26 protein-coding genes and 3 pseudogenes are annotated in these 25021 nt (G+C 72.0%); 17 read left to right on the forward strand and 12 right to left on the reverse strand.

Features of this window, described 5'->3' with window-relative positions; translation table 11 throughout:
- Positions 1-213: 213 nt before the first annotated feature.
- Complete coding sequence (locus tag FHX32_RS11900; RefSeq protein WP_486481013.1) at positions 214-459, forward strand: toxin HicA; 246 nt, start codon at positions 214-216, stop codon at positions 457-459.
- The gene (locus tag FHX32_RS11905; RefSeq protein WP_167181007.1) at positions 459-800 is read left to right on the forward strand and encodes a type II toxin-antitoxin system HicB family antitoxin; all 342 of its coding nucleotides are present in this window, start codon (positions 459-461) and stop codon (positions 798-800) included. The genes FHX32_RS11900 and FHX32_RS11905 overlap by 1 nt, the downstream gene beginning before the upstream one ends.
- Here the strand turns inward: FHX32_RS11905 and FHX32_RS11910 are convergent.
- Positions 801-1424, reverse strand: a pseudogene (locus tag FHX32_RS11910) (helicase-related protein); the annotation flags it as partial.
- A 122-nt stretch (positions 1425-1546) separates the two neighbouring features.
- Positions 1547-1978 carry a hypothetical protein gene (locus tag FHX32_RS11915; RefSeq protein WP_167181009.1) on the reverse strand — a complete coding sequence of 144 codons (432 nt, stop codon included), beginning with the start codon at positions 1976-1978 and terminating at the stop codon, positions 1547-1549.
- A gap of 364 nt (positions 1979-2342) precedes the next feature.
- On the opposite strand from FHX32_RS11915, the gene FHX32_RS11920 reads away from it, so the two are divergent.
- Both FHX32_RS11920 and FHX32_RS11925 read left to right on the forward strand, forming a co-directional pair.
- Positions 2343-4712, forward strand: a complete 2370-nt coding sequence (locus tag FHX32_RS11920; RefSeq protein ID WP_167181011.1) for a right-handed parallel beta-helix repeat-containing protein — start codon at positions 2343-2345, stop codon at positions 4710-4712.
- 40 nt (positions 4713-4752) lie between these two features.
- Positions 4753-4911, forward strand: a complete 159-nt coding sequence (locus FHX32_RS11925) for a toxin-antitoxin system HicB family antitoxin (RefSeq protein WP_486481099.1) — start codon at positions 4753-4755, stop codon at positions 4909-4911.
- 10 nt (positions 4912-4921) lie between these two features.
- On the opposite strand, the pseudogene FHX32_RS11930 reads toward FHX32_RS11925, so the two are convergent.
- The 3 genes and pseudogenes from FHX32_RS11930 to FHX32_RS11940 all read right to left on the reverse strand — a co-directional run.
- Positions 4922-5545 (reverse strand): annotated as a pseudogene (locus FHX32_RS11930) (helicase-related protein); the annotation flags it as partial.
- A gap of 85 nt (positions 5546-5630) precedes the next feature.
- On the reverse strand, positions 5631-6068 hold the full coding sequence (locus tag FHX32_RS11935; protein WP_167181013.1) for a type II toxin-antitoxin system HicB family antitoxin: 438 nt from the start codon (positions 6066-6068) through the stop codon (positions 5631-5633).
- A gap of 14 nt (positions 6069-6082) precedes the next feature.
- A complete protein-coding gene (locus FHX32_RS11940; protein ID WP_167181015.1) occupies positions 6083-6274 on the reverse strand; it encodes a type II toxin-antitoxin system HicA family toxin in 192 nt (63 codons plus the stop codon).
- Between the two features lie 74 nt (positions 6275-6348).
- On the opposite strand from FHX32_RS11940, the gene FHX32_RS11945 reads away from it, so the two are divergent.
- The gene (locus FHX32_RS11945) at positions 6349-6582 is read left to right on the forward strand and encodes a hypothetical protein (RefSeq protein WP_486481014.1); all 234 of its coding nucleotides are present in this window, start codon (positions 6349-6351) and stop codon (positions 6580-6582) included.
- 78 nt (positions 6583-6660) lie between these two features.
- Here FHX32_RS11945 and FHX32_RS11950 read toward each other — a convergent pair whose 3' ends face one another.
- Positions 6661-8340, reverse strand: coding sequence for a DNA repair helicase XPB (locus tag FHX32_RS11950; RefSeq protein WP_167181017.1), 1680 nt, complete (start codon positions 8338-8340; stop codon positions 6661-6663).
- Positions 8341-8514: 174 nt separating this feature from the next.
- Between FHX32_RS11950 and FHX32_RS11955 the strand changes: the two genes are divergently transcribed.
- On the forward strand, positions 8515-9387 hold the full coding sequence (locus FHX32_RS11955) for a L,D-transpeptidase family protein (protein WP_167181019.1): 873 nt from the start codon (positions 8515-8517) through the stop codon (positions 9385-9387).
- 125 nt (positions 9388-9512) lie between these two features.
- Positions 9513-9749: a hypothetical protein gene (locus tag FHX32_RS11960; protein WP_109901917.1), complete on the forward strand. Its 237-nt coding sequence runs from the start codon at positions 9513-9515 to the stop codon at positions 9747-9749.
- 6 nt (positions 9750-9755) lie between these two features.
- On the opposite strand, the gene FHX32_RS11965 is transcribed toward FHX32_RS11960, so the two are convergent.
- Positions 9756-12233, reverse strand: a complete 2478-nt coding sequence (locus FHX32_RS11965; RefSeq protein WP_167181021.1) for a helicase-associated domain-containing protein — start codon at positions 12231-12233, stop codon at positions 9756-9758.
- Between the two features lie 83 nt (positions 12234-12316).
- Here FHX32_RS11965 and FHX32_RS11970 point away from each other — a divergent pair, with 83 nt between their 5' ends.
- Together FHX32_RS11970 and FHX32_RS11975 are read left to right on the forward strand one after the other, a co-directional pair.
- Positions 12317-12940, forward strand: coding sequence for an HAD family hydrolase (locus tag FHX32_RS11970; RefSeq protein WP_167181023.1), 624 nt, complete (start codon positions 12317-12319; stop codon positions 12938-12940).
- Between the two features lie 28 nt (positions 12941-12968).
- Positions 12969-13355 carry a cold-shock protein gene (locus FHX32_RS11975; RefSeq protein ID WP_088997128.1) on the forward strand — a complete coding sequence of 129 codons (387 nt, stop codon included), beginning with the start codon at positions 12969-12971 and terminating at the stop codon, positions 13353-13355.
- Here the strand turns inward: FHX32_RS11975 and FHX32_RS11980 are convergent.
- Positions 13316-14170 (reverse strand): 1,4-dihydroxy-6-naphtoate synthase, encoded by an 855-nt coding sequence (locus FHX32_RS11980; RefSeq protein WP_167181025.1) that lies wholly within the window; start codon positions 14168-14170, stop codon positions 13316-13318. The two genes, FHX32_RS11975 and FHX32_RS11980, sit on opposite strands and share 40 nt — an antisense overlap.
- Positions 14171-14767: 597 nt before the next feature.
- On the opposite strand from FHX32_RS11980, the pseudogene FHX32_RS35010 reads away from it, so the two are divergent.
- Both FHX32_RS35010 and FHX32_RS35015 read left to right on the forward strand, forming a co-directional pair.
- Positions 14768-14899 (forward strand): annotated as a pseudogene (locus FHX32_RS35010) (helix-turn-helix domain-containing protein); the annotation flags it as partial.
- Between the two features lie 279 nt (positions 14900-15178).
- Positions 15179-15697, forward strand: coding sequence for a GNAT family N-acetyltransferase (locus FHX32_RS35015; protein ID WP_486481100.1), 519 nt, complete (start codon positions 15179-15181; stop codon positions 15695-15697).
- A 20-nt stretch (positions 15698-15717) separates the two neighbouring features.
- On the opposite strand, the gene FHX32_RS11990 is transcribed toward FHX32_RS35015, so the two are convergent.
- On the reverse strand, positions 15718-16368 hold the full coding sequence (locus FHX32_RS11990; protein ID WP_167181029.1) for a futalosine hydrolase: 651 nt from the start codon (positions 16366-16368) through the stop codon (positions 15718-15720).
- On the reverse strand, positions 16365-17972 hold the full coding sequence (locus tag FHX32_RS11995; RefSeq protein WP_167181031.1) for an MFS transporter: 1608 nt from the start codon (positions 17970-17972) through the stop codon (positions 16365-16367). Before FHX32_RS11995 ends, FHX32_RS11990 begins: the two co-directional genes overlap by 4 nt.
- 87 nt (positions 17973-18059) lie before the next feature.
- On the opposite strand from FHX32_RS11995, the gene FHX32_RS12000 reads away from it, so the two are divergent.
- The gene (locus FHX32_RS12000) at positions 18060-18899 is read left to right on the forward strand and encodes a DUF3027 domain-containing protein (RefSeq protein ID WP_167181033.1); all 840 of its coding nucleotides are present in this window, start codon (positions 18060-18062) and stop codon (positions 18897-18899) included.
- Between the two features lie 21 nt (positions 18900-18920).
- On the opposite strand, the gene FHX32_RS12005 is transcribed toward FHX32_RS12000, so the two are convergent.
- Entirely contained in the window at positions 18921-19172 is a 252-nt protein-coding gene (locus tag FHX32_RS12005; RefSeq protein ID WP_167181035.1) for a DUF2530 domain-containing protein, read from the reverse strand.
- 87 nt (positions 19173-19259) lie between these two features.
- Between FHX32_RS12005 and FHX32_RS12010 the strand changes: the two genes are divergently transcribed.
- The 5 genes from FHX32_RS12010 to thpR all read left to right on the forward strand — a co-directional run bounded on the left by FHX32_RS12010 (position 19260) and on the right by thpR (position 23867).
- Positions 19260-20738, forward strand: coding sequence for an NCS2 family permease (locus FHX32_RS12010; RefSeq protein WP_167181037.1), 1479 nt, complete (start codon positions 19260-19262; stop codon positions 20736-20738).
- Between the two features lie 116 nt (positions 20739-20854).
- On the forward strand, positions 20855-21304 hold the full coding sequence (locus FHX32_RS12015; RefSeq protein ID WP_486481015.1) for a MarR family winged helix-turn-helix transcriptional regulator: 450 nt from the start codon (positions 20855-20857) through the stop codon (positions 21302-21304).
- 67 nt (positions 21305-21371) lie between these two features.
- On the forward strand, positions 21372-22655 hold the full coding sequence (locus FHX32_RS12020; RefSeq protein WP_167181041.1) for an MFS transporter: 1284 nt from the start codon (positions 21372-21374) through the stop codon (positions 22653-22655).
- 116 nt (positions 22656-22771) lie between these two features.
- The gene (locus FHX32_RS12025; protein WP_167181043.1) at positions 22772-23281 is read left to right on the forward strand and encodes a hypothetical protein; all 510 of its coding nucleotides are present in this window, start codon (positions 22772-22774) and stop codon (positions 23279-23281) included.
- Between the two features lie 7 nt (positions 23282-23288).
- A complete protein-coding gene (gene thpR, locus FHX32_RS12030; RefSeq protein WP_167181045.1) occupies positions 23289-23867 on the forward strand; it encodes an RNA 2',3'-cyclic phosphodiesterase in 579 nt (192 codons plus the stop codon).
- Positions 23868-24005: 138 nt separating this feature from the next.
- Here thpR and FHX32_RS12035 read toward each other — a convergent pair whose 3' ends face one another.
- A complete protein-coding gene (locus FHX32_RS12035; RefSeq protein ID WP_167181046.1) occupies positions 24006-24992 on the reverse strand; it encodes an aldo/keto reductase in 987 nt (328 codons plus the stop codon).
- Positions 24993-25021: the final 29 nt, after the last annotated feature.

A 25021-nucleotide genomic window follows, 5' to 3' on the forward strand; every position in this document is an offset into this window, starting at 1 on the left:
CCGTCGTACAGCAGCCTGTTTGCTGACTCACTGCTGACTTCGCCCGATGGCTTGCCGATGCCTGCGACTCGATCTGGTAGCGGGGACGATGTCTGCTGACACTGAATGACAACCGCGACCAGGCTCCCCCCGGAGGGGGTCAGGCCTGGCCACCGTAGCTGCGGTACGCGCTGCTGCGGAGACGCCTGGTACCGCTTGTAGTACCATAGTCGAGTGCCGACCATAGCCAAGCTCGTTGAAGCGATGCGGAGGAACCAGCAGAACATCGCGTACAACGATCTTTTCCGGGTGTGCGAGCACTACTTCGGGAAGCCGCGCCAGACCGGCACGTCCCACGCGGTGTTCAAGATGCCCTGGGCGGGTGACCCACGGGTCAATATTCAGGACGACAAGGGAAAGGCAAAGGCTTACCAGGTACGGCAGGTGCTCAAGGCGATCGACAAGAAGGAGGCCATGTGATGCCGGAAGACCGCCCGGATATCTCCCACTACACCTATCGCGTCACGTGGTCGGCCGAGGATCACGAGTTCGTCGCCACCTGTGCCGAGTTTCCGTCTCTCTCCTGGCTTGCGCCCTCCCAGATCGAGGCGCTGCAGGGCCTTCAGGAGATGCTGCGTGACGTTGTCGCCGACATAGCGGAGCAGGGCGAGCAGGTTCCCGAGCCGCTTTCCGAGCGCAGCTACTCCGGCAGGTTCAACCTCCGCGTCGGCGAGAGCCTGCACCGCGAGTTGGCCATCCACGCCGCCGAGGAGGGGATGAGCCTCAACCAGTACGTACTGCGGAAGCTCAGCGCCGCCTGATCAGTCGAACGAGGGCAGCTTCGGGCCGAGGACGTCGTCGGCGTCGACGATGGTGTAGGCGTACCCCTGCTCGGCGAGGAAGCGCTGCCGGTGTGCCGCGTACTCTGTGTCGATGGTGTCGCGGGAGACGACCGTGTAGAAGTGCGCCTGCCGGCCGTCGGCCTTGGGCCGGAGCACCCGCCCGAGCCGCTGCGCCTCTTCCTGCCGCGACCCGAACGTCCCCGACACCTGGATCGCCACCGCCGCCTCCGGTAGGTCGATGGAGAAGTTCCCGACCTTCGAGATCACCAGCGTGCGTAGCTCACCGGAGCGGAACGCGTCGAACAGCCGCTCCCGCTCCTTGTTGGTGGTGGAGCCCTGCACGATCGGCGCGTCCAGGTATTCGCCGAGCTGGTGCAGCTGGTCGATGTACGCGCCGATCACCAGCGTCTGCTCCCCGGGGTGCCGGTCGACCAGGGCCTTGACCACGGGCAGCTTGGTGCGGGCGGTCGCCGCCATCCGGTAGCGCTCCTCGCCCTCCCGGCCGTTGCGGACCAAAGTTGCCGTGAGGCCGCGCCGGCGGCGGGCCTGGAGGTCCGCGGTGAACCGGAAGATCGGCGCGGGCAGCAGGTGCACCTCGTCCCAACGGCACGAGCCGGCAGGAATCGTTTCCGCATCGGCGAGGTGAGAGCGCGGCCGCGTCATCAGCCTGCTCCGACAGGCCAGCGTCACCGCCGCCCAACGCCTTAGCCGAGTGAGTTGGAGTATTAAGCCCTCGCCGTCTGGGTACGGCAGTTGAGCAGGGCTCCGTCGTCGGTCTGGCACGACGTGAAGGTCACGCTCGTTCCCTCGGGGATGTTCCCCAGGTCCAGGCTGCGACTGGTGTTCGCACCGCTGGTCAGCTTGAAGCCGTTATCGTGCCGCTGGCTGCCCTCCCACCAGGTGGCCCCCACGTAGACGCCCCGCCCGTCGGCCCACGAGTCGTATGCGGACAACCTCTCGCCGTAGGCGTGGAAATCGCCGCCGCCCAGCGCCACACCGTCGTCCCAGAACATGACCCAGCAGTCCAGGCCGCCGGCGTCGCCGTTCGCATTCCGGCAACCACCGGTGTTGTAGTCGGCGTAGGCGGCGGTGGACGTCGCCCCGACCAGCACGGTGGCCAACGCCGCGACGATGCCTACCCTTGCGCGAGTTCGCATGATCTCTCCTCCGTCTCTTTGAGACAGTGACTATTTCATGATCGTCACCGTGGCGGAAGGGCGCCTGGGCGGCATGCGCCGATCGACGGACATGCCACACCTCTGCGCCGGGGTACGCTGCCGCGGCACGTCACACATTGATCGTCACGGGGTGCTCATGAGGAAAGCTGCTCGTTCCCTGTTCGCGCTCGTACCACTGATCGGAGCCGCAGGTCTGGTCGGGCCGGGGGCTCTCGCCGCCGTCGCGGCCCCTGCGCCGGCCCCCGCCGGGTCGGAGCTGTTTGTCAGCAGAACGGGCTGCGTGCCCGGCGGTGACGGCAGCGCAGAGGCACCCTTCTGCACGATCTCAGCGGCCGCAGCCGTCGTGCAGCCCGGTCAGACCGTGCTGGTGCAGCCAGGGGTCTACCAGGAGAACGTCTCCGTCACCCGGTCGGGCACCGAGGCGGCACCGATCACCTTCCGCGCGGTCAACACCCGCGACGGCATCGTCCGGGTGGGCAGCTTCAACACGGACGACGTCACCGGCACGATCTTCACCCTCCGCCAGGTGCACGACGTGGTCATCGACGGCTTCGACATCACCGGCCGGCAGGGCGCGGCCGTCGTGGTCGACGCCTCGTCCCGGGTCACCATCGACGGCACGTCCATCACCCAGGGGTCCGCCCCGGCCGTCCGGGTGACCGGCGGTTCCCAAGACGTGACCGTGAGCCGGAACTGGATGCACGGTCCCGGCAGGTCGGCGCTGGAAGTCGAGGGCGCGACGGGCGCGACGGTGGTTGCCAACCAGATCCCCAACGGCGGGATGTACCTCGGCAGCGCCCCCGACTCGACCATCACCAACAACACCATCCAGGCCGGGTGCGGAGCGGGCGTCATGCTCGTCGCCTCGCCCGGCGCAGTCGTTGCCAACAACATCGTCAAACCCTTGGCCGATCAGGATCTATGCGCCGGCGAACCGACTCTCAAGACGGCCATCGTGGTGGTGCCCGATCCGGCGCCGGCCACGGTCGCCCACCACAACCTGATTGACCCCACCACCGGCTGGGCCCTCTACAGATGGGGTGCGACCACCTACCGCACGCTGGACGATTTCCAGACGGCCACGGGGCAGGGCGCGTTCGACATCGTCGCCGACCCGCTGCTCGACCCCCGGTTCCTCGACCGCGGCTACCTCGCACTGAGGCAGAGTTCCCCGGCGATCGACTCGGCGGACGCAACCGCGCGCGGGGTGCCGGCCACCGACATGCTGGGCAACTCGCACGCCGACGATCCGACGTGGGCCAACACCGGCACAGGCAACGGCTTCCACGACCGGGGGGCGGTCGAGCGGATCGGGCCCGACAGTTCGCGTATCGAACCTCTCCACCGCACCATCGGTGCCGGCCCCCTGGACACCACGCTCCGGGCCAGCACCTCGAACCAGTGGACGACCGACGGACCCGTCGGCTCCTTCGCGTACAAGTTCAGTGACTCACCCCTCTGGTGGGTCGACGGGCCGTCGATCAACGTGAACCACCGGTTCCGTCGGGCGGGGAAAGCCTGTGTGCAGGTGTACTCGAGTTCGAACGGCTTCCGGTCCAGCGCCGGTGTCAGCTTCCCGTCCTGCACGACGCTCGGGGCGCACTACACGGCGGTGGCGCCGACCCGCCTGCTGGACACCCGGTCCGCGATCGGCGTGGACACCACCACCCCGGTGGCGCCGAACTCCGAGGTGGTGTTGCCGATCAACAGCATCGGCGGGGTACCGGCGGCGGATATCAGCGCGGTGGTGCTGAACGTCACCGTGACCCAGCCGACGGCCGCCGGCTTCCTCACTGTCTACCCCGACGACACGAGCCTGCCCGGCGCCTCGAACGTCAACTTCGTGGCCAAGGAGACGGTGCCGAACCTGGTGACCGTCCCGATGAGCAACGGGAAGATCAGGTTCCGGAACAGTGGCAGCGGCACGGTGCACGTCGTCGCTGACCTGCAGGGCTGGTACGGGGAAGCCGGCCAGGGCTTCGCCACCCAGACGCCGACGCGGGTCCTGGACACCCGCACCGAGGGTGGCGCGCTCGCGCCGAACAGCACCCGGACGCTCGATCTGGACCGGAAGGTCTCCCCGGGTGCCACGGCCGTCGTCCTCAACGTCACCGTCACCGCGCCGCAGGCCAACGGCGTACTGAAGCTCTTCCCGCACGGTTCGTCGGTGCCGAACGCGTCGAACCTGAACTTCGTCACCGGCCAGACCATCCCGAACCTGGTGATCGTTCCGGTGACGGACCTCAAGGCGAGCATCCACAACCAGAGCTCCGGCAGCACGCACGTGATCGCGGACCTGGCCGGGTACTTCGGGTCGGACGGCCAGCTCAGCTACGTCCCGAACGGGCCGCTGCGGATCGCCGACAGCCGGGATGCCACGGGCCTCCCCACCCGTGGGGGCGCCAAGCCGCTTCAGCCGCGGGAGACGGTCACGGTCAGCCCGCACGTCGCCGATCTGGCCTGCTGTGTGAGCGCCGCCGCGGTGGTGGCGAACCTGACGGTCACCAAGCCGACCGCCTCCGGTTTCCTCATCGCCCATCCGGGCAATGAGGCGCGCCCGACGGCGTCGAATGTCAACTTCGTGCCGGGCGAGACAGCGTCGAACCTCGCGATCGTTGATACCCGTGGCGGGTTGAGCCTCTACAACGGCAGCTCGGGCACCACCCACGCGATCGTCGACCAGGCGGGCATCTTCATCACCCCGCAGTACTGACCGTCCGGCAGCGGCCGCGTCCCAGGCCGGGGCGCGGCCGCTGCATGTCCGCCGGGCCCTCAACGACGCCGAGCGCAGCTACTCGGGCAAGTTCAACCTGCGCATCGGTGAAAGCCTGCACCGCGAGCTTGCCATCCAGGCCGCCGAGGACGGCATGAGCCTCAACCAGTACATCCTGCGGAAGCTCAAGGCCGCCTGACCAGCGCGGTTCAGTCCACGCTCGGGAGCTTCGGGCCGAGGACGTCGTCGGCGTCGACGATGGTGTACGCGTACCCCTGCTCGGCCAGGAAGCGCTGCCGGTGCGCCGCGTACTCCGTGTCGATGGTGTCCCGGGAGACGACCGTGTAGAAGTGCGCCTGCCGGCCGTCGGCCTTCGGCCGGAGCACCCGTCCCAGCCGCTGCGCCTCCTCCTGCCGCGACCCGAACGTCCCCGACACCTGGATCGCCACCGCCGCCTCCGGCAGGTCGATGGAGAAGTTCCCGACCTTCGAGATCACCAGCGTCCGTAGCTCACCCGAGCGGAACGCGTCGAACAGCCGCTCCCGCTCCTTGTTGGTGGTGGAGCCCTGCACGATCGGCGCGTCCAGGTATTCGCCGAGCTGGTGCAGCTGGTCGATGTACGCGCCGATGACGAGGACCTGCTCCTCCGGGTGCCGCTGCACCAACGCGCGAACCACTGGCAGCTTGGTGCGGGCGGTCGCCGCCATCCGGTAGCGCTCCTCGGCCTCCGCCGTCGCGTACGCCATCCGCTCCGCGTCGGTGAGCGTCACGCGTACCTCGATGCACTCGGCCGGGGCGATCCAGCCCTGCGACTCGATGTCCTTCCACGGCGCGGTCGTAGATGACCAGGCCGCCCCAGTCGCGGGCGTGCCGAACACGTCCGGATGGGCGAACGAACCACCGCGACCCGAGGCCGCATCAAGCGGCGGCGCTCTCCTGTCCCGGCCTGAGCGCGGCTTTCCTGCCCTTGCGGATCTTGCTGGCGCTGCCAGCCTTCTTCGGCGCTAGCTGAGACACGCGCTGCGGGGAGATGCCAAGAAGCGCGCCCGCGTCGCGGACCGTGTAGCCCTTCGCCAGTAGTGCGCGCGCGGCGGTGACAGTCGCCTCTTCGGCGGACTCTTCGGCCTTGCGCAGGGCGCTCCGGGCCTTGCGGGCGCGGGTCACCTCTTGCGGCAGGTCGGGCTGCACGTCGACGTCGAAGCTCTGCGGGTCGACGTCGAGCATGAGGGCGATGGCTTCACGTGCCATCCCTTCGACCTGGTCGAGACGACGAGCCTGAGAGAACACGCCCTTGATCTCTGGCACGCTGATCGCCCACCAGGCACCCGAGCGTACGCATCTGGCGGTGTACTTCATCAACGACGCCCCCCTTACCTCAAGCCCAGGCTGCGCAGGATACCCCGCGCCGTGAGCTCGTTGATCTCCTTGTGTCGAGGTATGACGACGTTCTGCGGGCCATATCTGTAGATCGTGTGGCTGCCACCCTCGCGGACCTTTTCGAAGGTCACGCCGGCGTCGGCAGCTGCCTTGCTGATCCTGTTGATCAGGTCGACCCGCTTCACGTGGCAAGTCTAGGTTACTAGATGCCGATAGTAAAACGCCCTAGACTTTAGGTGACAGACATGGAGGCCGTGCGATGAAGGCCCGTTCCCGTCCCGGGATCGCCCACTACATCTACCGCGTCACCTGGTCCGCCGAGGACCACGATTTCGTCGCCACCTGTGCCGAGTTCCCGTCCCTATCCTGGCTGGCGCCCTCACAGTTCGAGGCACTGCAGGGACTGCAGGAGATGCTGCGCGACGTCGTCGCCGATCTAGCAGAGCAGGGCGAGCAGCTGCCCCGACCGCTTTCAGCCGGTGGTCGCCGTTGAGTCGTTGCTGACGTCAGCTCCAAAGGCAACGAGTGGCGACCTGTCTGGCGTGGACCGGCCCGTCGATCGCCGCGCCGGTCAGTCGAACGAGGGCAGCGTCGGGCCGAGGACGTCGTCCGCGTCCACGATCGTGTACGCGTACCCCTGCTCGGCGAGGAAGCGCTGCCGGTGCGCCGCGTACTCCGTGTCGATGGTGTCCCGGGAGACCACCGTGTAGAAGTGCGCCTGCCGGCCGTCGGCCTTCGGCCGCAGCACCCGCCCCAGCCGCTGCGCCTCCTCCTGCCGCGACCCGAACGTCCCCGACACCTGGATCGCCACCGCCGCCTCCGGCAGATCGATGGAGAAGTTCCCGACCTTCGAGATCACCAGCGTCCGTAGCTCACCCGAGCGGAACGCGTCGAACAGCCGCTCCCGCTCCTTGTTGGTGGTGGAGCCCTGCACGATCGGCGCGTCCAGGTATTCGCCGAGCTGGTGCAGCTGGTCGATGTACGCGCCGATGACGAGGACCTGCTCCTCCGGGTGCCGCTGCACCAACGCGCGAACCACTGGCAGCTTGGTGCGGGCGGTCGCCGCCATCCGGTAGCGCTCCTCGGCCTCCGCCGTCGCGTACGCCATCCGTTCCGCGTCGGTGAGGGTCACGCGTACCTCGATGCACTCGGCCGGGGCGATCCAGCCCTGCGACTCGATGTCCTTCCACGGCGCGTCGTACCGCTTGGGGCCGATCAGGCTGAACACGTCGCCCTCCCGGCCGTCCTCGCGGACCAGGGTCGCGGTGAGGCCGAGCCGGCGGCGGGCCTGGAGGTCCGCGGTGAACCGGAAGATCGGCGCGGGCAGCAGGTGCACCTCGTCGTAGATGACCAGGCCCCAGTCGCGGGCGCCGAACAGGTCCAGGTGGGTGAATGCGCCGCCGCGCCGCGAGGTGAGCACCTGGTACGTGGCGATGGTGACCGGGCGGATCTCCTTGCGCTCACCCGAGTACTCGCCGATCTCCTCCTCGGTCAGCGAGGTGCGGGCCATCAGCTCCCGCTTCCACTGCCGCCCGGCCACCGTGTTGGTGACCAGGATCAGCGTGGTCGCCTTCGCCTCGGCCATCGCCGCCGCGCCGACCAGCGTCTTGCCGGCGCCGCAGGGGAGCACCACCACGCCCGACCCGCCGGCCCAGAACGCCTCGACCGCCTCCCGCTGGTACGACCGCAGCGTCCACGGCTTGCGGCCTTCCTTGCCGGCCTCGGCCAGCTCGATCGGGTGCGCCTCGCCGTCGACGTAGCCGGCCAGGTCCTCCGCCGGCCAGCCGAGCTTGAGCAGCGCCTGCTTGAGCCGGCCCCGCTCGGACGGGTGCACAGCGATGGTGTCATCGTCGATCTTGTTGCCGAGCATGCCGGCGAGCTTCTTGCTCTTGGCCACCTCGACCAGCACCAGCCGGTCCAGCGCCCGCAGCACCAGGCCGTGCGCCGGGTCGTTGGCGAGCTGGAGCCGGCCGTACCGGTCCATCGTCTCGGCCACATCGACCAGCAGCGCGTGCGGCACCGGGTAGCGGGAGAACTTGATCAGCGCGTCGACCACGCTCTCCGCGTCGTGGCCGGCGGCCCGGGCGTTCCACAGCCCGAGCGGGGTGAGCCGGTAGGTGTGCACGTGCTCCGGGGAGCGCTCCAGCTCGGCGAAGGGCGCGATGGCCATCCGGCAGGCCTGCGCGTCGGGGTGGTCGATCTCCAGCAGCAGGGTCTTGTCCGACTGCACGATCAGTGGTCCACCGCTCACGCCAGCGTCCTCTCCTCGGGCTGCTCGTCGACCCTCACGAACGGCGGTTACCCGCCGCAGGCCGACCATCCAGTGTTGCACGCACCGAGATGAGCAAAGAAAAATGCTCACCGCACGCAACCGTCGCGGTACTCGCAAACGTCTACCAAGGGGACGGCTGTCCAGGGAGGGCTCATGAAGCATGTCCGGATCACCACCCGGCTCGTCGCCCTGGCAGTCGTCACGGTGGTCGGCGCCGGTGCGTGTACGTTCGATCCGCAGGCAGGCAGGGGCGGGGGCGGGGAGCCCGTGCCGGCCGGTGCGGCGGAACAGGTAACGGGGGCGAGCGATGCGCCCGGGCCGGACCAGCCGGTCCAGCCCACCACGGCGCCGCCGATGCCGACCCGCAGCGCCGCGCCGGAACCCACCGAGAGCACCCCGCCGAAGCCCAAACCCACCCGCTCGCCGACGTACACCGGCTGCCCGCAGGGCGAGCACCAGCGCGCGGTGGAGACGTACCTCGCGCAACTCGGCGGGTTCGGCACGCTGACCGTGGACGGCCGGCAGTCCGCCGCCGACTGCGCCGCCATCAAGAAGTTCCAGAAGCGGTACGACATCCGGCCCGTGCAGGGCCGCGCCGGCCCGACGACGTACGACGTGGCGAAGCGGCTGGCCACCACCGACACCAGCCGCTGCAAGGCCGGCTCGGGCACCACCTTCTGCATCGACCTGACCCGGCAGACCACCTGGGTGATGCGCAACGGCAAGGTGATCGTCAAGCCCACGGTGACCCGCACCGGGATGCCCGGCTACCGCACGCCGGCCGGCACCTTCACCATCAACTACCGCAACATCAAGGAATGGTCCAACCCGTACGAGGTCTGGCTGCCGTACTGGCAGCATTTCACCCAGGGGACGGGCTTCCACGAGACCACCACCTACCTGCACAACAAGTCGATCGGCTCGCACGGCTGCGTCAACCTGCTGCACGCCGACGCGGTCCGGTACTGGGAACTCGGCAAGGTCGGCAGCAAGGTGGTGCTGGTCGGTCGCCGGCCCGGCACCTGAGGTCGCCCCTGAGCCGGATCGGGGTCGCACATCACGTCCGATCGGGGTTTTATCCCCTGTCACTCCGGTCACCCGAGTGACACGCTGGGACGGCAGGGGCCGGACCGGACGGGGAGGGGCCGAGGATGACCGTCGACCGTGAAGCGATCCCCCAGCACGACGACGCGCCCGCCGACGAGGTCTCCACGGCCACCGTCGTCGCGTACACGCTCGCCGCGGTGGTGCTCGTCGGGTGGTTCCTCTTCGGCTGGCTGGTGCTCCAGCAGGGCTTTGTCGACTCGGTCGGCGAGTCGGCCGGCGCCGGCTTCGCACTGCTGCTGATCATCTCCGTGGTCGGGACGGTACGGCGCAGCCGGCGCTGACCCCGACTACTCCTCCAGCACCGCCGCCGTGATCCGGTGCAGCGCGAAGGTGTGCAGCATCTCCGTCCGCTCGTCCTCGGCCCGCAGGTAGCCGGCCCCGATCGACACCGGCCGGACCAGCCGGGACGCCGTCGCCCCGTGCGCGTCGACGTACCCCACCCAGACCAGCGCCTTGTCGCGCACCGCCTGCTGCAGCACCGCCAGGGCGTCGCTGTGGCTCGGCACCGCCACCGGACCGGTCCGGTCGGCGACGCCCCGGACCATGGCCGGCGCGCGCCGGGCCGCCCGGGCCGCCGCGTCGCCGCGCCGGATCTGCTCCACCACCCCGAGCAGCCGCGGCATGGACAGCTTCGGCGTGGCCAGCGGGTCGAGCGTCCGGGCGGCCACCGACACCCGGGCCGGCGCCCGCCGGGTCTTCGGCCGGGCCAGCACGGCCGCCCCGCTGGCGTCCTCCGGCACCGGCGCGTAGCCGGCGTCGCGGAGCGCGAGCAGCATCCGGTTCACCTGGTACGGCGTGACCAGCACCGTCGGCGCCAGCCGGCGCAACGCCAGCGACTCCAGCCGCCGGTCGGCCAGCACCTCGGTGAGCAGCGCCTCGTCGTCGCTGCGCACGTACCCGCCGGCCGAACCGACCCGCAGCCCGCCGTGCTTGCGGGCCACGTCGTCGATCAGGTACGTCAACCCCTGCGGCACGGGCGTGCGGGACCGCCGCCGGAACAGCCCGTGCAGGTCGTCGGCCGAGAAGCCGGCGTCCAGGGCGCGGCGCACGCTCGCCGTGGTGACCCGGTACACGCTCGCCCCGCCGGCCGACTCCTGCTCGGCCACCACCTCCAGTTCGGCGGCGAGCGCCGGGTCGGGCGGGCCGGGCACCACCACCGACAGGTCGGCCTGCACCAGGAAGTGGTCGACCGGGGCCGGGAGCAGGGCGTCCAGCGCGCGTACCGCCGTCGACGGCTCACCCTCCTCGGCCTCCACCCGCAGCCCCAGCGGGTCGTCCCCGCCCCGCTCGTCGCCCGCCGTCACGTCGGCCAGCAGCAGCCGCCCGTACGAGGTGAGCGCACCGAGGCCGGTGACGCCCAGCGTGGCCGCCTCGGCCAGCACCTCCCGGTGCGCGGCCTCGCGGCCCCGGCTGCGCCGCGGCGCCCGCCAGTCCAGCAGCTCCTGCACCTCCTCCGGGGTCGGCGCGGTGGCCGGCTCCAGGTCGGCCAGCACCCCGAGCACCGACCGCCGGGCGAGCGGCGCGCCGGCCCGCTCCGCCTCGGCGGAGAGCACAGTGATCGGCCGGTCCCGGTCGTCGCGCTGCCCGACCAGCCCGACCTGCCGGGTCATGGTCAGCCAGGCCCGGGCCAGCTGCTCCCAGCGCTGGGCCAGCGAACTGGCCCGCCACACCTCGTAGCCGGCGGTCGGCAGCACCTGCTGGTCGGCGCCGTACCGGGCGGTGGTCGCGCCGGGCAGGTCCATCTCGCCGAGCAGCCCGGCCGCGTACGCCACCTCCAGCAGCAGCGCCGCCGTCGGCTCGTCCACCCCGCCGACCCGGGCCAGCCGGCGCAGCTCGCGTACGCCCAGCCCGCCGGAGCGGAGCACCGGCACCGGCTCGGCGGCGAGATTCTCCAGCAGCGCCTCGGTGAGGCGTACCACCTCCATGGTCTGGCCGGCGCCGGCGGAGTCGGCGGCCTTCGGCTCGCGGGGCGCGGCCGTCACCGGCGGCGGGCTGGTGCGCAGCGGACCGAGCGGGCCGGTGTCCCGCCGCAGCAGCAGGCCGATCTCCCGGGGCAGCTCGACGGTGCCGGTCCCGCCCGCGCCGCCGGAGATCCGGACCAGCAGCCGGTGGTCGACCAGCCAGCGCACCGGCGAGCCGGTCGGCGCCCCGCCGTTGGTGGGGTCGGGCGGCAGCGCGTCCTCCGCGCCGACCGGCGGGGCCTGGAGCGCGCCGGGCGGCACGCTGCCCACCGGCGGGCCGGCGGCCAGCCGGTCCAGGATCGCCCGGGCCGAGGGCGGCGCGGCCAGCAGCGTGCGCCGCAGCTTCGCCGGGTCCGCGCAGAGCGCTGCCGCCCGCGGGTCCAGCTCCGCCGCCGGTCGGCCGAGCCCCGCCGGGTACGGCGAGATCTCGTCGATGCCGCCGACGATCTGCAGACCGCTCTCCGGGCCGTACAGCAGGAAGAGCGCGCGCAGCCGGTTGACCGCGGCCCGGACGGCGGTCGGGGCGGGCGGGTGTGGCCCGGCGGTGGCCATGGCGAGCACCGCCTCGGTGGAGGTGCTGCCGTCGGCCGGGTCCCGGGTCAGCCGGGCGGCGTCCAGGATCTGCAGGGTGAACTGGTCCAGCCCGTCCAGGGCGCGGGCCACCGAGACCCGCGACTGGGCCCGGATGGCGAGCGCGGAGACGTCGGCCGGCACGGGTACGACGAGGTCCGGCCGCAGCTGGAGCAGGGCGGCGAGCGACTCGTCGGGCAGCGACCGGAGGTGGTCGGCGAGTGAGGTGGTCATCGTCGTTCCACGCTAGCCCGGCGGGGGGCCGTCGCGCCCCTCGGACGTCCGGCTCGACCGGGTTGACCGGGTACCTTCTCGGCATGCCCGCACCTACGGTCGGTTTCGACCTCGACATGACCCTGGTCGACTCGCGCCCCGGCATCGCCGCCGCCTACCGGGCGTTGACCGCCCGCACCGGCGTGCCGGTGGACGCCGAGCTGGCGGTGTCCCGGCTCGGCCCGCCGCTGCGCACCGAGATCGCCCACTGGTTCCCGCCGGAGCAGGTGGACGCGGCCGTCCGCATGTACCGCGAGCTCTACCCGGCGTACGCGATCACGCCCAGTGTCCCGCTGCCCGGCGCGCTCGCCGCCATCGAGGCGGTACGCGCCCACGGCGGCCGGGTGCTGGTGGTCACCTCCAAGCTGGGCCGGCTGGCCCGGCTGCACCTGGACCACCTGGGGATCACCGTCGACGAGGTGGCCGGCGACCTGTTCGCCGAGGAGAAGGCGACCGCGCTGCGGGCCCACGGCGCGACCCACTACGTCGGCGACCACGTGGCCGACATGGTGGCCGCCAAGGCGGCCGACGTGCCCGGGATCGGGGTCGCCACCGGCCCGTGCTCGGTCGACGAGCTGCGCGCGGCGGGGGCGGAACTGGTGCTCGATGATCTCACCGGATTCCCGGCGGCGCTCGACGGCATGATCCGGCTAGCCTTGGAGCAGTAGACGGTTCAAGCGAAGCAGGGGATCTCAGGTGCCTACGGGTCGAGTGAAGTGGTACGACGCGGCCAAGGGATACGGGTTCGTCACCAGTGACGAGGGTGGCGACGTGTTCCTGCCGAAGGGCGCGCTACCCGCGGGTGTCACCGACCTCAAGGGTGGTCAGCGGGTCGACTTCAGCGTGGTGGACAGCCGCCGGGGCGCCCAGGCGATGGGGGTCAAGCTGCTCGAGGCGCCGCCCTCGGTGGCCGAACTGCGCCGCCGGCCGGCGGAGGAGCTGCACGGCCTGGTCGAAGACATGATCAAGGTGCTGGAGGCGAAGGTCCAGCCGGACCTGCGCCGGGGCCGGTTCCCGGACCGCAAGACCGCGCAGAAGATCGCTCAGCTGGTCCACGCGGTGGCGCGCGAGCTGGAGGTCTGAGGCACCAGCCCGGCGTCGGTGGCCCGGCCGAGCAGCGCCTCGACGGCGGCGAACCCGGCGTCTCCCAGGTCGGCGGTGAACTCGTTGACGTAGAGGCCGATGTGCCGGTCCACCACGTCGGGCTCCATCTCCTGGGCGTGCGCGAGCACGTAGTCGCGGCTGGCCGCCGGGTCGGCCCAGGCTCGGCGTACCGAGTCGCGGATCCACCCGGCGGCGGCCTCCGGGTCGACGGCGCCGCGGCGGGCCAAAATCGCGCCGAGCGGGATCGGCAGGCCGGTGTCGGCCTCCCACCACTCGCCGAGGTCGACCAGCGCGGTAAGGCCGTGTCGCGGGTAGGTGAACCGGGCCTCGTGGATGACCAGGCCGGCGTCGTACCGGCCGGCGGCGACGCCCGGCATGATCTGGTGGAACGGCACCACCTCGATCCGGGCCGGCGGGCGCCCGGCCGCCCAGAGCCGGAAGAGCAGGTACGCGGTGGTCCGGTCGCCCGGCACCGCCACCGTGGCGCCGGTGAGGTCGGCCCGGTCCGGGCCGCCGGCCCCGTTGCCGTCGCCCCGGGTGAGCACCAGCGGCCCGCAGCCCCGGCCGAGCGCGCCGCCGCACGGCAGCAGGTGGTAGTCGTCGAGCAGCCAGGGCAGCGCCGCGTAACTCACCTTGACCAGGTCGAACGCCCCGCGCTCGGCGGCGGTGTTGGTGACGTCCACGTCGGCGTAGGTCACCTCGACCGGCGGGGCGCCGGGCACCTGACCGTGCACCAGGGCGTGGAAGACGAACGTGTCGTTGGGGCAGGGCGAGATCGCCAGCGAGAGCGCCACACCCCCACCGTAGCCCCGCCCCGGCCCCGCCCGCCCCGGCCCCCGCCACTGTGATCCGCTACGCCTCGAGCCGACCCGGTGTCGAGCCGTCTGCCGTGGTCCGAGCCGCACGCGCCCGTGTTGCCCGGCGGCACCGGTCGTCCCACCTGCCATGCCGCCGACCGGCAGCCTTCCGACTCCGCTCTGGCAAGTGGTTTTGAGGGAGTCTTTGTGTGGCTGCTGGGCGCGACGTGGTCAGTCAGGGGCGGCAGTTGCTGTTGCGGTCCTTCAGAGCTGCCCTCATAGATGGGGCGCCGGGGGTGCCGGTGCCCTTGGACCTCTCCCTCGGCCGCTCGGAGGGCTGGCGTTGGGCCTCCGCACAGCAGTGCGCCGCAAGGTGGGCCGCGGAACTGGTGGGGCGCCTGCCCCCTCCGACTGCCTGCCCCCTCCGACTGCCTGCCCCCTCCGGTGCCGGAGGTCTTGGTCCTATGGATGGGGCAGCTCGACAGTGTCTTCGGGAGAGGCCGTGGGCCCCAGCCTGGTCTGGTTTTCCACAGGGTTTTCCACAGGTGGCGGGAGGCTGTTGAAGTCCGTCCGGCGAGCCGGAACCATCGAGGAATGGCGAAGCGGGCGGGGGCGATCGACGTGGGAGCCGCGCTGCGTGCGCTGCGACGGCGGGCGGATCTGAGTCAGCGGGAACTGGCCCAGCGTTCCGGCGTCCCCAAGAGCACGGTGGCGCGGCTCGAGTCGGATCCGGAGGCGGATCCCCGGCTCCGGACGGTCGAGCGGTTGATCCGCGCCGCCGGCGGCGAGTTGACCGTGAGTGTTCGGGAGTGCGCTGCCGCTCGAGAGGACGGCACTCAGTCGCCGGCGCGGCCGCCGGAACCGCGCTTGCCGGTAGGTGTCCGGAATTCCGCCACCGCCCGGACTGAAGCCGCTGACGGAATCGACAGCAGGCCCGAGGAGCCGCACGACGGGCATCGGGACGAGGCGGGGCGGCGGTATCCGGCGCACCTGGACCTCCGCCAGGTGCGGACGCTGAAGGACTGGCCGGCGGCGTGGTGGGCGCACTGGTACAACCTCCCGCCGGTGCGCTGGCCGGTGCGGGTGCCCGAGGTGACGTACGACCTCGACCGCAAGCGTCGCGACGAGCGACGGCTGCGGGAGCGGGCCCGGGCCGCCGTCGGGGTCCGCCGGGTGACCGAGGCGGTGCCGGCCGGCTGCTGGCGGCTGGTGGCCGAACTACCCGGCGGTGACCTGGTCGGCGAGCTGCGGGCCCACGAACGCAGCGAGGACCTCTGTCTCGGCGACGACCTGGGGGACGAGCGGGTGCTCGTGCTGGACGGCGTGGTGATCGCGCCCCAGCTGCGGTACGTGGGCATCGGCCGGCGGCTCGTCCAGTTGCTCGGCGAGGAGATGGCCCGGGCCGGCATCCGGACGGCCCGCGCGGTCGCCGAGCTGGGTGGCGTCGACTTCCTGCTCAGGTGCGGCTACCAACTGGAGACGAGCCGGCCGTCGGCGTTGCGGTTCGACCTGCCGCGCCGCTGACCGGCGGGTGCCGGCCGAGGTCAGGCCAGGGCCGCGGCGGCGGTGGTGAGGGCGGCGAGCGCCTCGCGCATCCGCCAGGCGTCGCGGTCCCGGGGGCCGATCGGGTTCGAGACGGTACGCAGCTCGACGAAGGGCAGGCCGGCGTGGGCGGCGGCGACGCCGACGCCGTACCCCTCCATGGCCTCGGCGACCGCGTCGGGGTGCCGGCGGCGCAGCTCCTCGGTGCTCGCGGCGGTGCCGGTCACCGTGCTGACCGTCAACACCGCGCCCACCGTCGCCTCGGGCAGGGCCGACTGGAGGGTGGCCAGCAGGTCGGGATCGGCGGCGACCGCGACGCCGCCGCCGAGCAGCTCGGGCGGCATGCCGAGCTCGTCCACCGGGATGAACCCGGCGGGCGACTCGGCGCCCAGGTCGGCGGCGACGCTGCGGGTGCCCAGCACGGTGCCGCCCACCGCCACGGCGCCGGCGAAGCCACCGGCCACGCCGGCGCTCACCACGCCCCGGTACGGCCGTCCGGCGGCCTCGGCGAGCGCCAGCAACCGGGCGGTGGCCGCACCGGCGACGGCCGGGCCCACGCCCACCGGCACCACCACCGTGTCCGGATCCGGCAGGCCGGCGCGGACCGCCTCCGCCTCGGCCGGTACCGCGGTCACCACGAGCAGACCGGTCACGACACCGGCCCCCTCGGCTCGCGCCGGGTCTCGTCGTCGGTCCCGCCCGGCCCGCCCACGGCTGACGACGGGCGGTAGATGTGGAAGCCCGGCGGGGCGAGGTCGGGGTCGTCCACGAAGCCGGCCTGGGTGGGGGCCGGAGAGGTGGGCGTGGCCTCCGCCGGCCGGCCGTTGCGGTCGCCGCTCTCGGACTCGTCCTCGGTCAGCTCGTCGTCGCCGAGCGGGCGGCCGACCAGCCGTTCGGCGCGCAGCCGGCCGGCCATCACGATGGCGCGGACGGCGGCCAGCGCACCCACCCCGGCCACCACCGCGATCCCCACGCGTCCCTCGAACGGCACCAGCCCGAGCCCGCCACCGGCGACGAAGGCCAGCATCAGCACCGTCTCCGAGTGCGCGAACGAACTCGCCCGCAGCCGCTCCGGGATGCGCTCCTGGATCGAGGCGTCCACGGCCAGCTTGGCGATGCCGCTGATCAGGGCGGCCACCAGGCAGAGCAACGCCACCATCGGCAGCGAGAACTTGAGCGCGGCGAGCACCCCCACGCCGGCCACGATGACCATTCCGCTGGACTGGATGGCGGCCGGGCGGTGGATGCGCAGCCGGGTGCCGACCGCGGTGGCCAGGAAGGTGCCCACCGCGAGCGCCCCGCCGACCAGCCCCAGCGCGCCCTCGGCGCCCAGGTCGCGGCCGAACACCACGGTGGTCAGGTCGCCCGCCTTGATCGCGAAGGCGAGGAAGAGCAGCAGGAAGCCGTAGATCGCGCGCAACCCCGCCGCGCCGATCAGGGTGGCGATCACCAGCCGGCCGGCGGGCCGACCGCGGCCCAGCGGGCGGTCACCGGAGCGGCCGTACAGCGCCCGCAGCGGGCGGGGCACCCGCTCCGGCGGCTCCGAATCCGCCTTCGGCGGCAGCCGCAGGGAGATCACCATGCCGACCAGGAAGATCACCGAGGCCACCCGCAGTGGCCACTGCGGGCCGAACCAGAACGCGGCCAGCCCGATCGGGGCGACCAGCGCGCCGGCCACCGTGCCGTAGACGCTGGCCCGGGCGCCGACCTGGGACAGGCCGAGCCCCTCCGGCAGCAGCCGGGGCACCGCCGCCGAGCGGGCCACGCCGTACGCGCGGGAGAGCGCCAGCACCCCGAAGGCCGCCGGATAGAGCCCGAAGCCGTGGATGTAGTCCGAGATCAGCCAGGCCAGGAACGCCCGGCCGAGCATGGTGGCGGCCAGCGCGTACCGGCGGCCGTGCCGGAAGTGGTCGAGCAGCGGCCCGACCACCGGGGCCAGCATGGCGAACGGCACCATGGTCACCAGCAGGTAGAGCGCGACCTTGCTGCGCGCCTCGCCCAGCGGCACGTTGAAGAAGATCGTCCCGGCCAGGCCGATGGCGATCAGCGTGTCACCGGCGCAGGAGATCGCGTGCAGGTCGAAGAGGCGGACCATGCCGACCTCGCCGCCCGCGCCCCGGGCCCGGGCCCGGCCGGCCCGCCGGGTCATCCAGCGGCCACCGCTGAACGAACCGCGCAGCAGCAGGCGTACGCCCTTGATGCCGGTGCCGACGGTCCGCCCGAGGAGGGACCGCTCGGAGCGGGAGAACAGCGGCATGTGCACCATCCTCGCCCATCCGTCCGGCGTACGCCGCACCACTGCGCGAGAACGTCTGCGGGGAGTGGCTGACAGTCGCCCGCCCGGATGGGGAACAATGGTGAGGTGACCAGGCCCGCCTCCGCCCGCGCCGCCCGCCTCGACCAGGTCTGCGCCGCCGCCGTCGAGCTGGCGCGCGAAGCCATCACCGAGGTGGAGCCCACCGACGTCGGCGACCACCTCCAGGCCGTCGCCGAGGGCGACCGGCTCGTCACCCACTACTTCGAGTGCCGGCTGGCCGGTTACCGCGGCTGGCGCTGGGCGGTCACCGTCACCCGGGTGCCCCGCAGCCGGAACGTGACGATCTGCGAGACGGTGCTGCTGCCCGGCCCGGACGCGCTGCGCGCCCCCGGCTGGCTGCCCTGGCAGGAGCGGCTCAAGCCGGGCGACCTCGGTCCCGGTGACCTGCTGCCCACCCCGCCCGACGACGAGCGACTCCAGCCCGGCTACCTGCTCTCCGACGACCCGGGCGTCGAGGAGACCGCCTGGGAGCTCGGCCTCGGCCGGGCCCGGGTGCTGTCCCGGGAGGGGCGCAGCGAGGCCGCCCAGCGCTGGTACGACGGCGACCACGGCCCGTCCGCGCCCATCTCCACCGCCGCGCCGGCCGCGGCCCGCTGCGGGACCTGCGGCTTCTACCTGCCGCTGGCCGGCGCCCTGCGGCAGTGCTTCGGCGTCTGCGGCAACTTCTACGCCCCGGACGACGGCCGGGTGGTCAGCGCCGACCACGGCTGCGGCGCGCACTCGGAGACGCTGGTCGAGGCCGCCGAGACGCCGGTCGACGAGCTGCCCACCGTCTACGACGACAGCGCGGTGGAGGCGGTGGCGGTCAGCCGGGCGCCCGGTTCGGTCGAGGCCGCGGAGCCGGCGGAGCCGTACGGGCACCCCTGACGGGTCGGTCGACGCCGCCGCTCAGCGGGCGGCGGCGCGGCGGCGGCGCCGGTTCGCGTCGTGCCGCATCATCACCGCGAGACCGGGGATACCCCACAGAAAACCGGCCAGGCAGGTCCAGAGCCAGTCCTCCCGCCCGTGCTCGGTGAGCCAGTCGCGGAAGAAGACCAGCAGCACCAGCCCGACGACCGCCCAGATCGCCATCCCGGCGAGAGCGAACGGCACCATCGGCGGGTCGAGCGGCTCCGGCCGCGGCGGCTGCTGCTTCGGCACCCGGCAAGCGTACGTGACCCGCTTTTCCTGCCCGCCGGTGATCTGGGACGATGCGCGCGACAACGGTAGATCACCTGCGAGGACCTGATGGCAGTAGAGCCGCCCGAGAACGGCACACCACCCGACCCCGCTCACCCGCGCAACGGTTTCGATCGCTTCTTCGAGATCTCCGCCCGCGGCTCGACGATGAGCCGCGAGGTACGCGGTGGCCTGGCGACCTTCTTCACGATGGCGTACATCGTGGTGCTCAACCCGCTCATCCTTGGTGGTGCCGTCGACGGTGACGGCAAGTCCCTGCCCATTCCCGCGCTGGCCGCGGCGACCGCGCTGGTCGCCGGCCTGATGACCATCCTGATGGGGGTGGTCGGCCGGTTCCCGCTGGCGCTCGCCGCCGGCCTCGGCGTCAACGCGCTGGTCGCGTACGAGATCGCCCCGGAGATGACTTGGGCGGACGCGATGGGCCTGGTGGTGATCGAAGGTGTGATCATCGCCGTGCTGGTGCTGACCGGCCTGCGCACCGCGGTGTTCCGCTCGGTGCCGACCCAGATGAAGACGGCGATCGGCGTCGGCATCGGCCTCTTCCTGACCATCATCGGCCTGGTCGACGCCGGCTTCGTCCGGCGCATCCCGGACGAGGCGAACACCACCGTGCCGGTCGGCCTGGGCATCGGCGGCAAGCTGGTCAGCTGGCCGATGTTGGTCTTCGTGGTGGGTCTGCTGCTGACCCTGGTGCTGGTGGTACGCCGGGTCAAGGGCGCCATCCTGATCGGCATCCTGGCCTCCACCGTGCTGGCGGTGATCGTCGAGGCGGTGGGGAACATCGGCCCGTCGTTCGTCGACGGCAAGCCGAACCCGAAGGGCTGGTCGCTGAACGTCCCGGAGCTGCCGAAGAGCTGGGTGGACGTGCCCGACCTGTCGCTGCTCGGCAAGTTCAACGTGCTCGACTCGTGGAGCAGGGCCGGCTGGCTGGTCGTGCTGATGTTCGTCTTCACCCTGCTGATCACGGACTTCTTCGACACGATGGGCACGATGGTCGCGGTCGGCCAGGAGGGCGGCATGCTCGACGAGCGGGGCACCCCGCCGCGGGCGAAGGAGATCCTGCTGGTCGACTCGATCGCGGCGGCGGCCGGTGGTGCGGCGAGCACCTCCAGCAACACCTCGTACATCGAGAGCGCCGCCGGTGTGGCGGAGGGCGCCCGGACCGGCGTGGCCAACCTGGTCACCGGCGCGCTCTTCCTGCTGGCCATGTTCCTGGCGCCGCTGGTGGTGGTGGTGCCGTTCGAGGCGGCCTCCACGGCGCTGGTGGTGGTCGGCTTCCTGATGATGACCGCGGTGCGGACCATCGACTGGTCCGACTACGAGATCGCCATCCCGGCGTTCCTCACCATCGTGCTGATGCCGTTCACCTACTCGATCTCCAACGGCATCGGCGCCGGCCTGATCACGTACGTGGTGGTCAAGCTGGCCAAGGGCAAGGCGCGGGAGATCCACCCGCTGCTGTACGCCGTGGCCGCGCTCTTCGTGCTGTACTTCCTGCGCGGGCCGATCGAGTCCGTGGTGCTCTGAGGCTCTGCTCCGGGCCGGGTGACCAACCGGTCACCCGGCCCGGAGCAGGGTGAACTTCTCGTGAGCGTGGTCATATCAGGTGTCGTTAGCCAGGCTCATTAGTTAGGCTAACTATCGTGACGGAGCGGACGGTGACGGCGAGACGCGTGCCACCGGCGCAGCTGGCACCGCAGCTGCGTGATGCGATCACCCGGCTCAACCGACGGGTCCGCCAGGCCCGGCCGGTCGGCGACCTGACGGTCACCCAGCTCTCCGCGCTGACCAGCCTCAAGCTGGCGGGCGCGCTGACGCCTCGGGAACTGGCCGACATCGAGCGGGTGCAGCCGCCGACGATGACCAAGATCGTCGCGAAGTTGGAGGAGCGCGGCCTCGTGCAGCGCACCCCCCATCCGACCGACGGCCGGCAGGTCATCCTGGCGGCGACCGAGGGGGGACGGGCGGTGCTCGACCAGTTCGAGCGCGCCCGTAACGAGTGGCTGGCCCACCGGCTGGCCGAACTCACCGAAGCCGAACGGGACACGTTGCGGCAGGCCGCGGAGATCCTGCAACAGATCGCCCGCGGCTGACCGCGCCACCTTCGCCCGCGCCGTCCGACGTCGATGACGCGTACCACGGCGAGGAGGCGCACCAAGAGTGCAGGCGAAGCTGAGCACGATGTTCCAGTCCCTACAGGTCCGCAACTACCGGCTCTTCGCGTCCGGGCAGCTGATCAAACTGATCGGCGTCTGGATGATGTTCATCGCCCAGGACTGGCTCGTCCTCGAGCTCTCCGACAATTCCGCCACCGCGCTCGGCGTGGTGACCGCGCTGCAGTTCACCCCGGTGCTGCTGCTCACGCTGATCTCCGGGCGGCTGGCCGACCGCTACGACAAGCGGATGCTGCTCTTCGTCGCCAACGCGTTCTGGACCGTGCTGGCGCTCGCCATGAGCCTGCTGGTCATCACCGGCCTGGTCGAACTGTGGCACGTCTTCGCGTTCGCCGCCCTGCTCGGTACGGCGAACGCGGTGGAGACCCCGGTCCGGCAGGCGTTCGTCTCCGAGCTGGTCGGCACCCCGCTGCTGCCGAACGCGCTGTCGCTCAACGCGGCCACCTTCAACTCCGCCCGGATCGTCGGGCCGGCGCTCGCCGGCCTGGCCATCGCCGCGTTCGACGTCGGGCCGGTCTTCCTGGTCACCGCGCTCAGCTCGATCGCCCCGCTGGTCAACGTGGTCCGGATGCGTACCGCCGATCTGCACCGCGAGGCGCTCCCGCCGCGCGACGAGCGGGCCCAGGCGAAGGTGATCGACGGGCTGCGCTACGTCCGGCGCCGCCCCGACCTGCTGCTGCCGATGGTGATGATCTCGATCATCGCGACCTCGCTGTTCAACTTCCAGCTCACCCTCGCCGCGCTGGCCAAGACCGTCTTCAACACCGGCGCCGCGTCGTTCGGCCTGTTCAGCAGCGCGCTCGCGGTCGGCGCGCTGGTCGGGGCGCTGGCCGGCACCGGACGGCGCAGCCGGCCGTCGGTCTGGCTGGTGCTGGGCGCGGCCGTCGCCTGCTCCACCTTCGGCACCCTGGTCGGGCTCGCGCCCGCGTACTGGCTGGTGGTGGCGCTGCTGCTGCCGACCGGGTTCTTCATGGTGTTCTTCGCCCAGGCCGCCAACCAGCGGATCCAGCTCGGCACCGACGCCGCCTTCCGTGGCCGGGTGATGGCGCTCTGGGTGCTGGTGTTCCTCGGCACCAACCCGGTCGGCGCGCCGGTGATCGGCTGGCTCGCCGAGACCTACGGCGCCGGCGCGAGCATCTGGATCGGCGGGCTGATCTCGCTGGCCACCGCGCTGGTCGCGCTGACCTGGCAGCTGCGCCGCTCCGGCGCCCGGCTCCGGTTCCGGGTGCTGCCGATGCCCCGGTTCTACGTCACCTCCACGGACTGCTGATCCCGGTCGGCCGGTGGGAATGTGCCCACCGGCCGACCGATCCGTCCCGATACACGGATGACGCGGATGCCGCCAATCCGGTGGCGGGCCGGGACGATGCGGCCTAGCGTCTATGTGTGGAGCTCGGACGCGTGCTGCTGCTGGCACTGGCGTTCATAGCGGTGGCCAGCCTGCCGGCGGCGATCGCCCTGCTCTTCTGCGCCGACGAGATCATCGACCGGGTGGTCTGCGGCTTCGCCGAGTGGCGCGACCGCCGCCGCGAGCGGCGCACCATCGCCCGGCTGGACCGGGCCATCGAGGCCGACTCGCTCACCCGCGACATCGACCTCAGCGACTTCGACCGCACCGACCGGCGCCCGCTGGAGCAGCTCGCCGCCGACCTGCGCCGGCTGGGCAGCCAGCGGATCGGCGTGGGTGGTCGCTCGATGGTCTGGCACGGCGCGGTCCTCCAGGCGTACGACGACCGGCTCCGCCGGGCCTGCCGGGCGCTGAACATCCCCGAGCACCTCACCGAGCTGACCGGCGTCGACCTGGAGATCGAACGGGTCCGGGTGGAGGGGCTGCTGCACGCCGCCGGGCTGACGCTGCCCGCCGCCCGGGCCGACGACCGCCAGCGCCACCGGTGAGCGGCGGTTGAGGCTCTTCGTCGCGGTCTACCCGCCACCGGAGGCGGTCGACCACCTGACCGCGCAGGTGGCCCGGCTACGGGTCGGCGCGGCGGCCGCCGCCGGCACGAACGTCCGGCTCGCCGACCCGGCGCAGGCGCACGTCACCCTCGCCTTCCTCGGCGACGTGGAGGCCGACCGGCTGGTCGACGTGGAGAGTTCGCTCGGGCTGGCCGCCGAGTGGTCCCAGGACGCGCGCGCGGCGACGCCCCGGCTGCGGCTGGCCGGCGGCGGCCGGTTCGGGCAGGGCCGGTTCACCGTGCTCTGGGTGGACGTCCGGGGCGAGGTGGAGGCGCTGGTGGTGCTCGCCCGGCTGATCCGTTCCCGGCTGCGCAACGCCCGCCTGCCGCACGACGACAAGCCGTTCCGCCCTCACCTGACGATCGCCCGTCCCGGCGACCGGGTGCCACCGGAGGACGTGGCGGCCGACGTGGAGACGCTGCACGGCTACCAGGGCCCGGCCTGGCCGGCCACCGAGATGGTCCTCATGCGCAGCCACCCCGGCCCCAACCCCACCTACGACCGCCTGGCCGCCTGGCCCCTCTGACCCCGGCTGACCCACCCACCCGCCCGCCCCGCCCGCCCGCCCCGACCGGCAGGCCCCGGTGATCAAGGGGTTCGCGTCAGCTCCGGCCGGGATCCTGACGCAAACCCCTTGATCAACGTGGAAGTGCGGAGGTGCGGGTCACCAGGCCCAGGCTTCGGGGCCGGGGCCGCCGTTGCCGAGCGGGGGGAAGAGTTCGTCGAGGCGGTTGAGGGTGGGCTCGTCGAGGTGGACGTCCAGGGCGCCGAGCGAGCGGTCGAGCTGCTCGACGGTGCGCGGGCCGATGATCGGGGCGGTCACCCCGGGCCGGGAGAGCAGCCAGCCCAGCGCCACGTCGGCCGGGTCGTGACCGAGGTCGGCGCAGAGCTTCTCGTACGCCTCGATGGTCGGCCGGTGCGCGGCCAGCGCCTCGGCCGAGCGGCCGCTGGTGCCCCGCGCCGCGCCGCCCTCGGCCATCTTGCGCAGCAGCCCGGCGAGCAGCCCACCGTGCAGCGGCGACCACGGGATGATGCCGAGGCCGTGGTGCTGGGCGGCCGGCACCACCTCCAGCTCGACATGTCGGGTCAGCAGGTTGTAGATGCACTGCTCGGAGACGAGGCCGAGGAAGTTGCGCCTACCGGCCGCCTCCTGCGCCACCGAGATGTGCCAACCGGCGAAGTTGGACGATCCGACGTAGAGCACCTTGCCCTGCGCGACCAGCGTCTCCATCGCCTGCCAGATCTCCTCCCACGGCGTGGTCCGGGAGATGTGGTGCATCTGGTAGAGGTCGATGGTGTCGGTCTGCAGCCGGCGCAGCGAGCCTTCGCAGGCCCGGACGATGTGCCGGGCCGACAACCCCTGCTCGTTGGGCCAGTCGCCCATCTTGCCGTAGACCTTGGTGGCCAGGACGACCTTCTCCCGCCGGCCGCCGCCCTGGGCGAACCAGCGCCCGATGATCTGCTCGGTGACTCCCTCGCCGGTCTGCCAGCCGTAGACGTTGGCGGTGTCGAAGAAGTTGATCCCGTGGTCGAGCGCCCGATCCATGATCGCGAAGCTGTCCGGCTCGCTGGTCTGCGGCCCGAAGTTCATCGTGCCGAGGCAGAGGCGGCTGACGGACAGGCCGGTGCGGCCGAGGTTCGTGTAGTCCATACGCCCCACCCTCCCACGGCGGCACTTCG

It is taken from the genome of Micromonospora sp. CNZ280, from assembly GCF_011759515.1.

What these genes read in the sequence shown, in the direction of transcription:
- FHX32_RS11905 (WP_167181007.1), top strand. Translation starts at nt 459, where the DNA reads ATGCCGGAAGACCGCCCGGATATCTCCCACTACACCTATCGCGTCACG.
- FHX32_RS11915 (WP_167181009.1), bottom strand. Translation starts at nt 1,978, where the DNA reads ATGCGAACTCGCGCAAGGGTAGGCATCGTCGCGGCGTTGGCCACCGTG.
- FHX32_RS11935 (WP_167181013.1), bottom strand. Translation starts at nt 6,068, where the DNA reads ATGAAGTACACCGCCAGATGCGTACGCTCGGGTGCCTGGTGGGCGATC.
- FHX32_RS11945 (WP_486481014.1), top strand. Translation starts at nt 6,349, where the DNA reads ATGAAGGCCCGTTCCCGTCCCGGGATCGCCCACTACATCTACCGCGTC.
- FHX32_RS11955 (WP_167181019.1), top strand. Translation starts at nt 8,515, where the DNA reads ATGAAGCATGTCCGGATCACCACCCGGCTCGTCGCCCTGGCAGTCGTC.
- FHX32_RS11960 (WP_109901917.1), top strand. Translation starts at nt 9,513, where the DNA reads ATGACCGTCGACCGTGAAGCGATCCCCCAGCACGACGACGCGCCCGCC.
- FHX32_RS11965 (WP_167181021.1), bottom strand. Translation starts at nt 12,233, where the DNA reads ATGACCACCTCACTCGCCGACCACCTCCGGTCGCTGCCCGACGAGTCG.
- FHX32_RS11970 (WP_167181023.1), top strand. Translation starts at nt 12,317, where the DNA reads ATGCCCGCACCTACGGTCGGTTTCGACCTCGACATGACCCTGGTCGAC.
- FHX32_RS11995 (WP_167181031.1), bottom strand. Translation starts at nt 17,972, where the DNA reads ATGCCGCTGTTCTCCCGCTCCGAGCGGTCCCTCCTCGGGCGGACCGTC.
- FHX32_RS12000 (WP_167181033.1), top strand. Translation starts at nt 18,060, where the DNA reads ATGGGGAACAATGGTGAGGTGACCAGGCCCGCCTCCGCCCGCGCCGCC.
- FHX32_RS12010 (WP_167181037.1), top strand. Translation starts at nt 19,260, where the DNA reads ATGGCAGTAGAGCCGCCCGAGAACGGCACACCACCCGACCCCGCTCAC.
- FHX32_RS12035 (WP_167181046.1), bottom strand. Translation starts at nt 24,992, where the DNA reads ATGGACTACACGAACCTCGGCCGCACCGGCCTGTCCGTCAGCCGCCTC.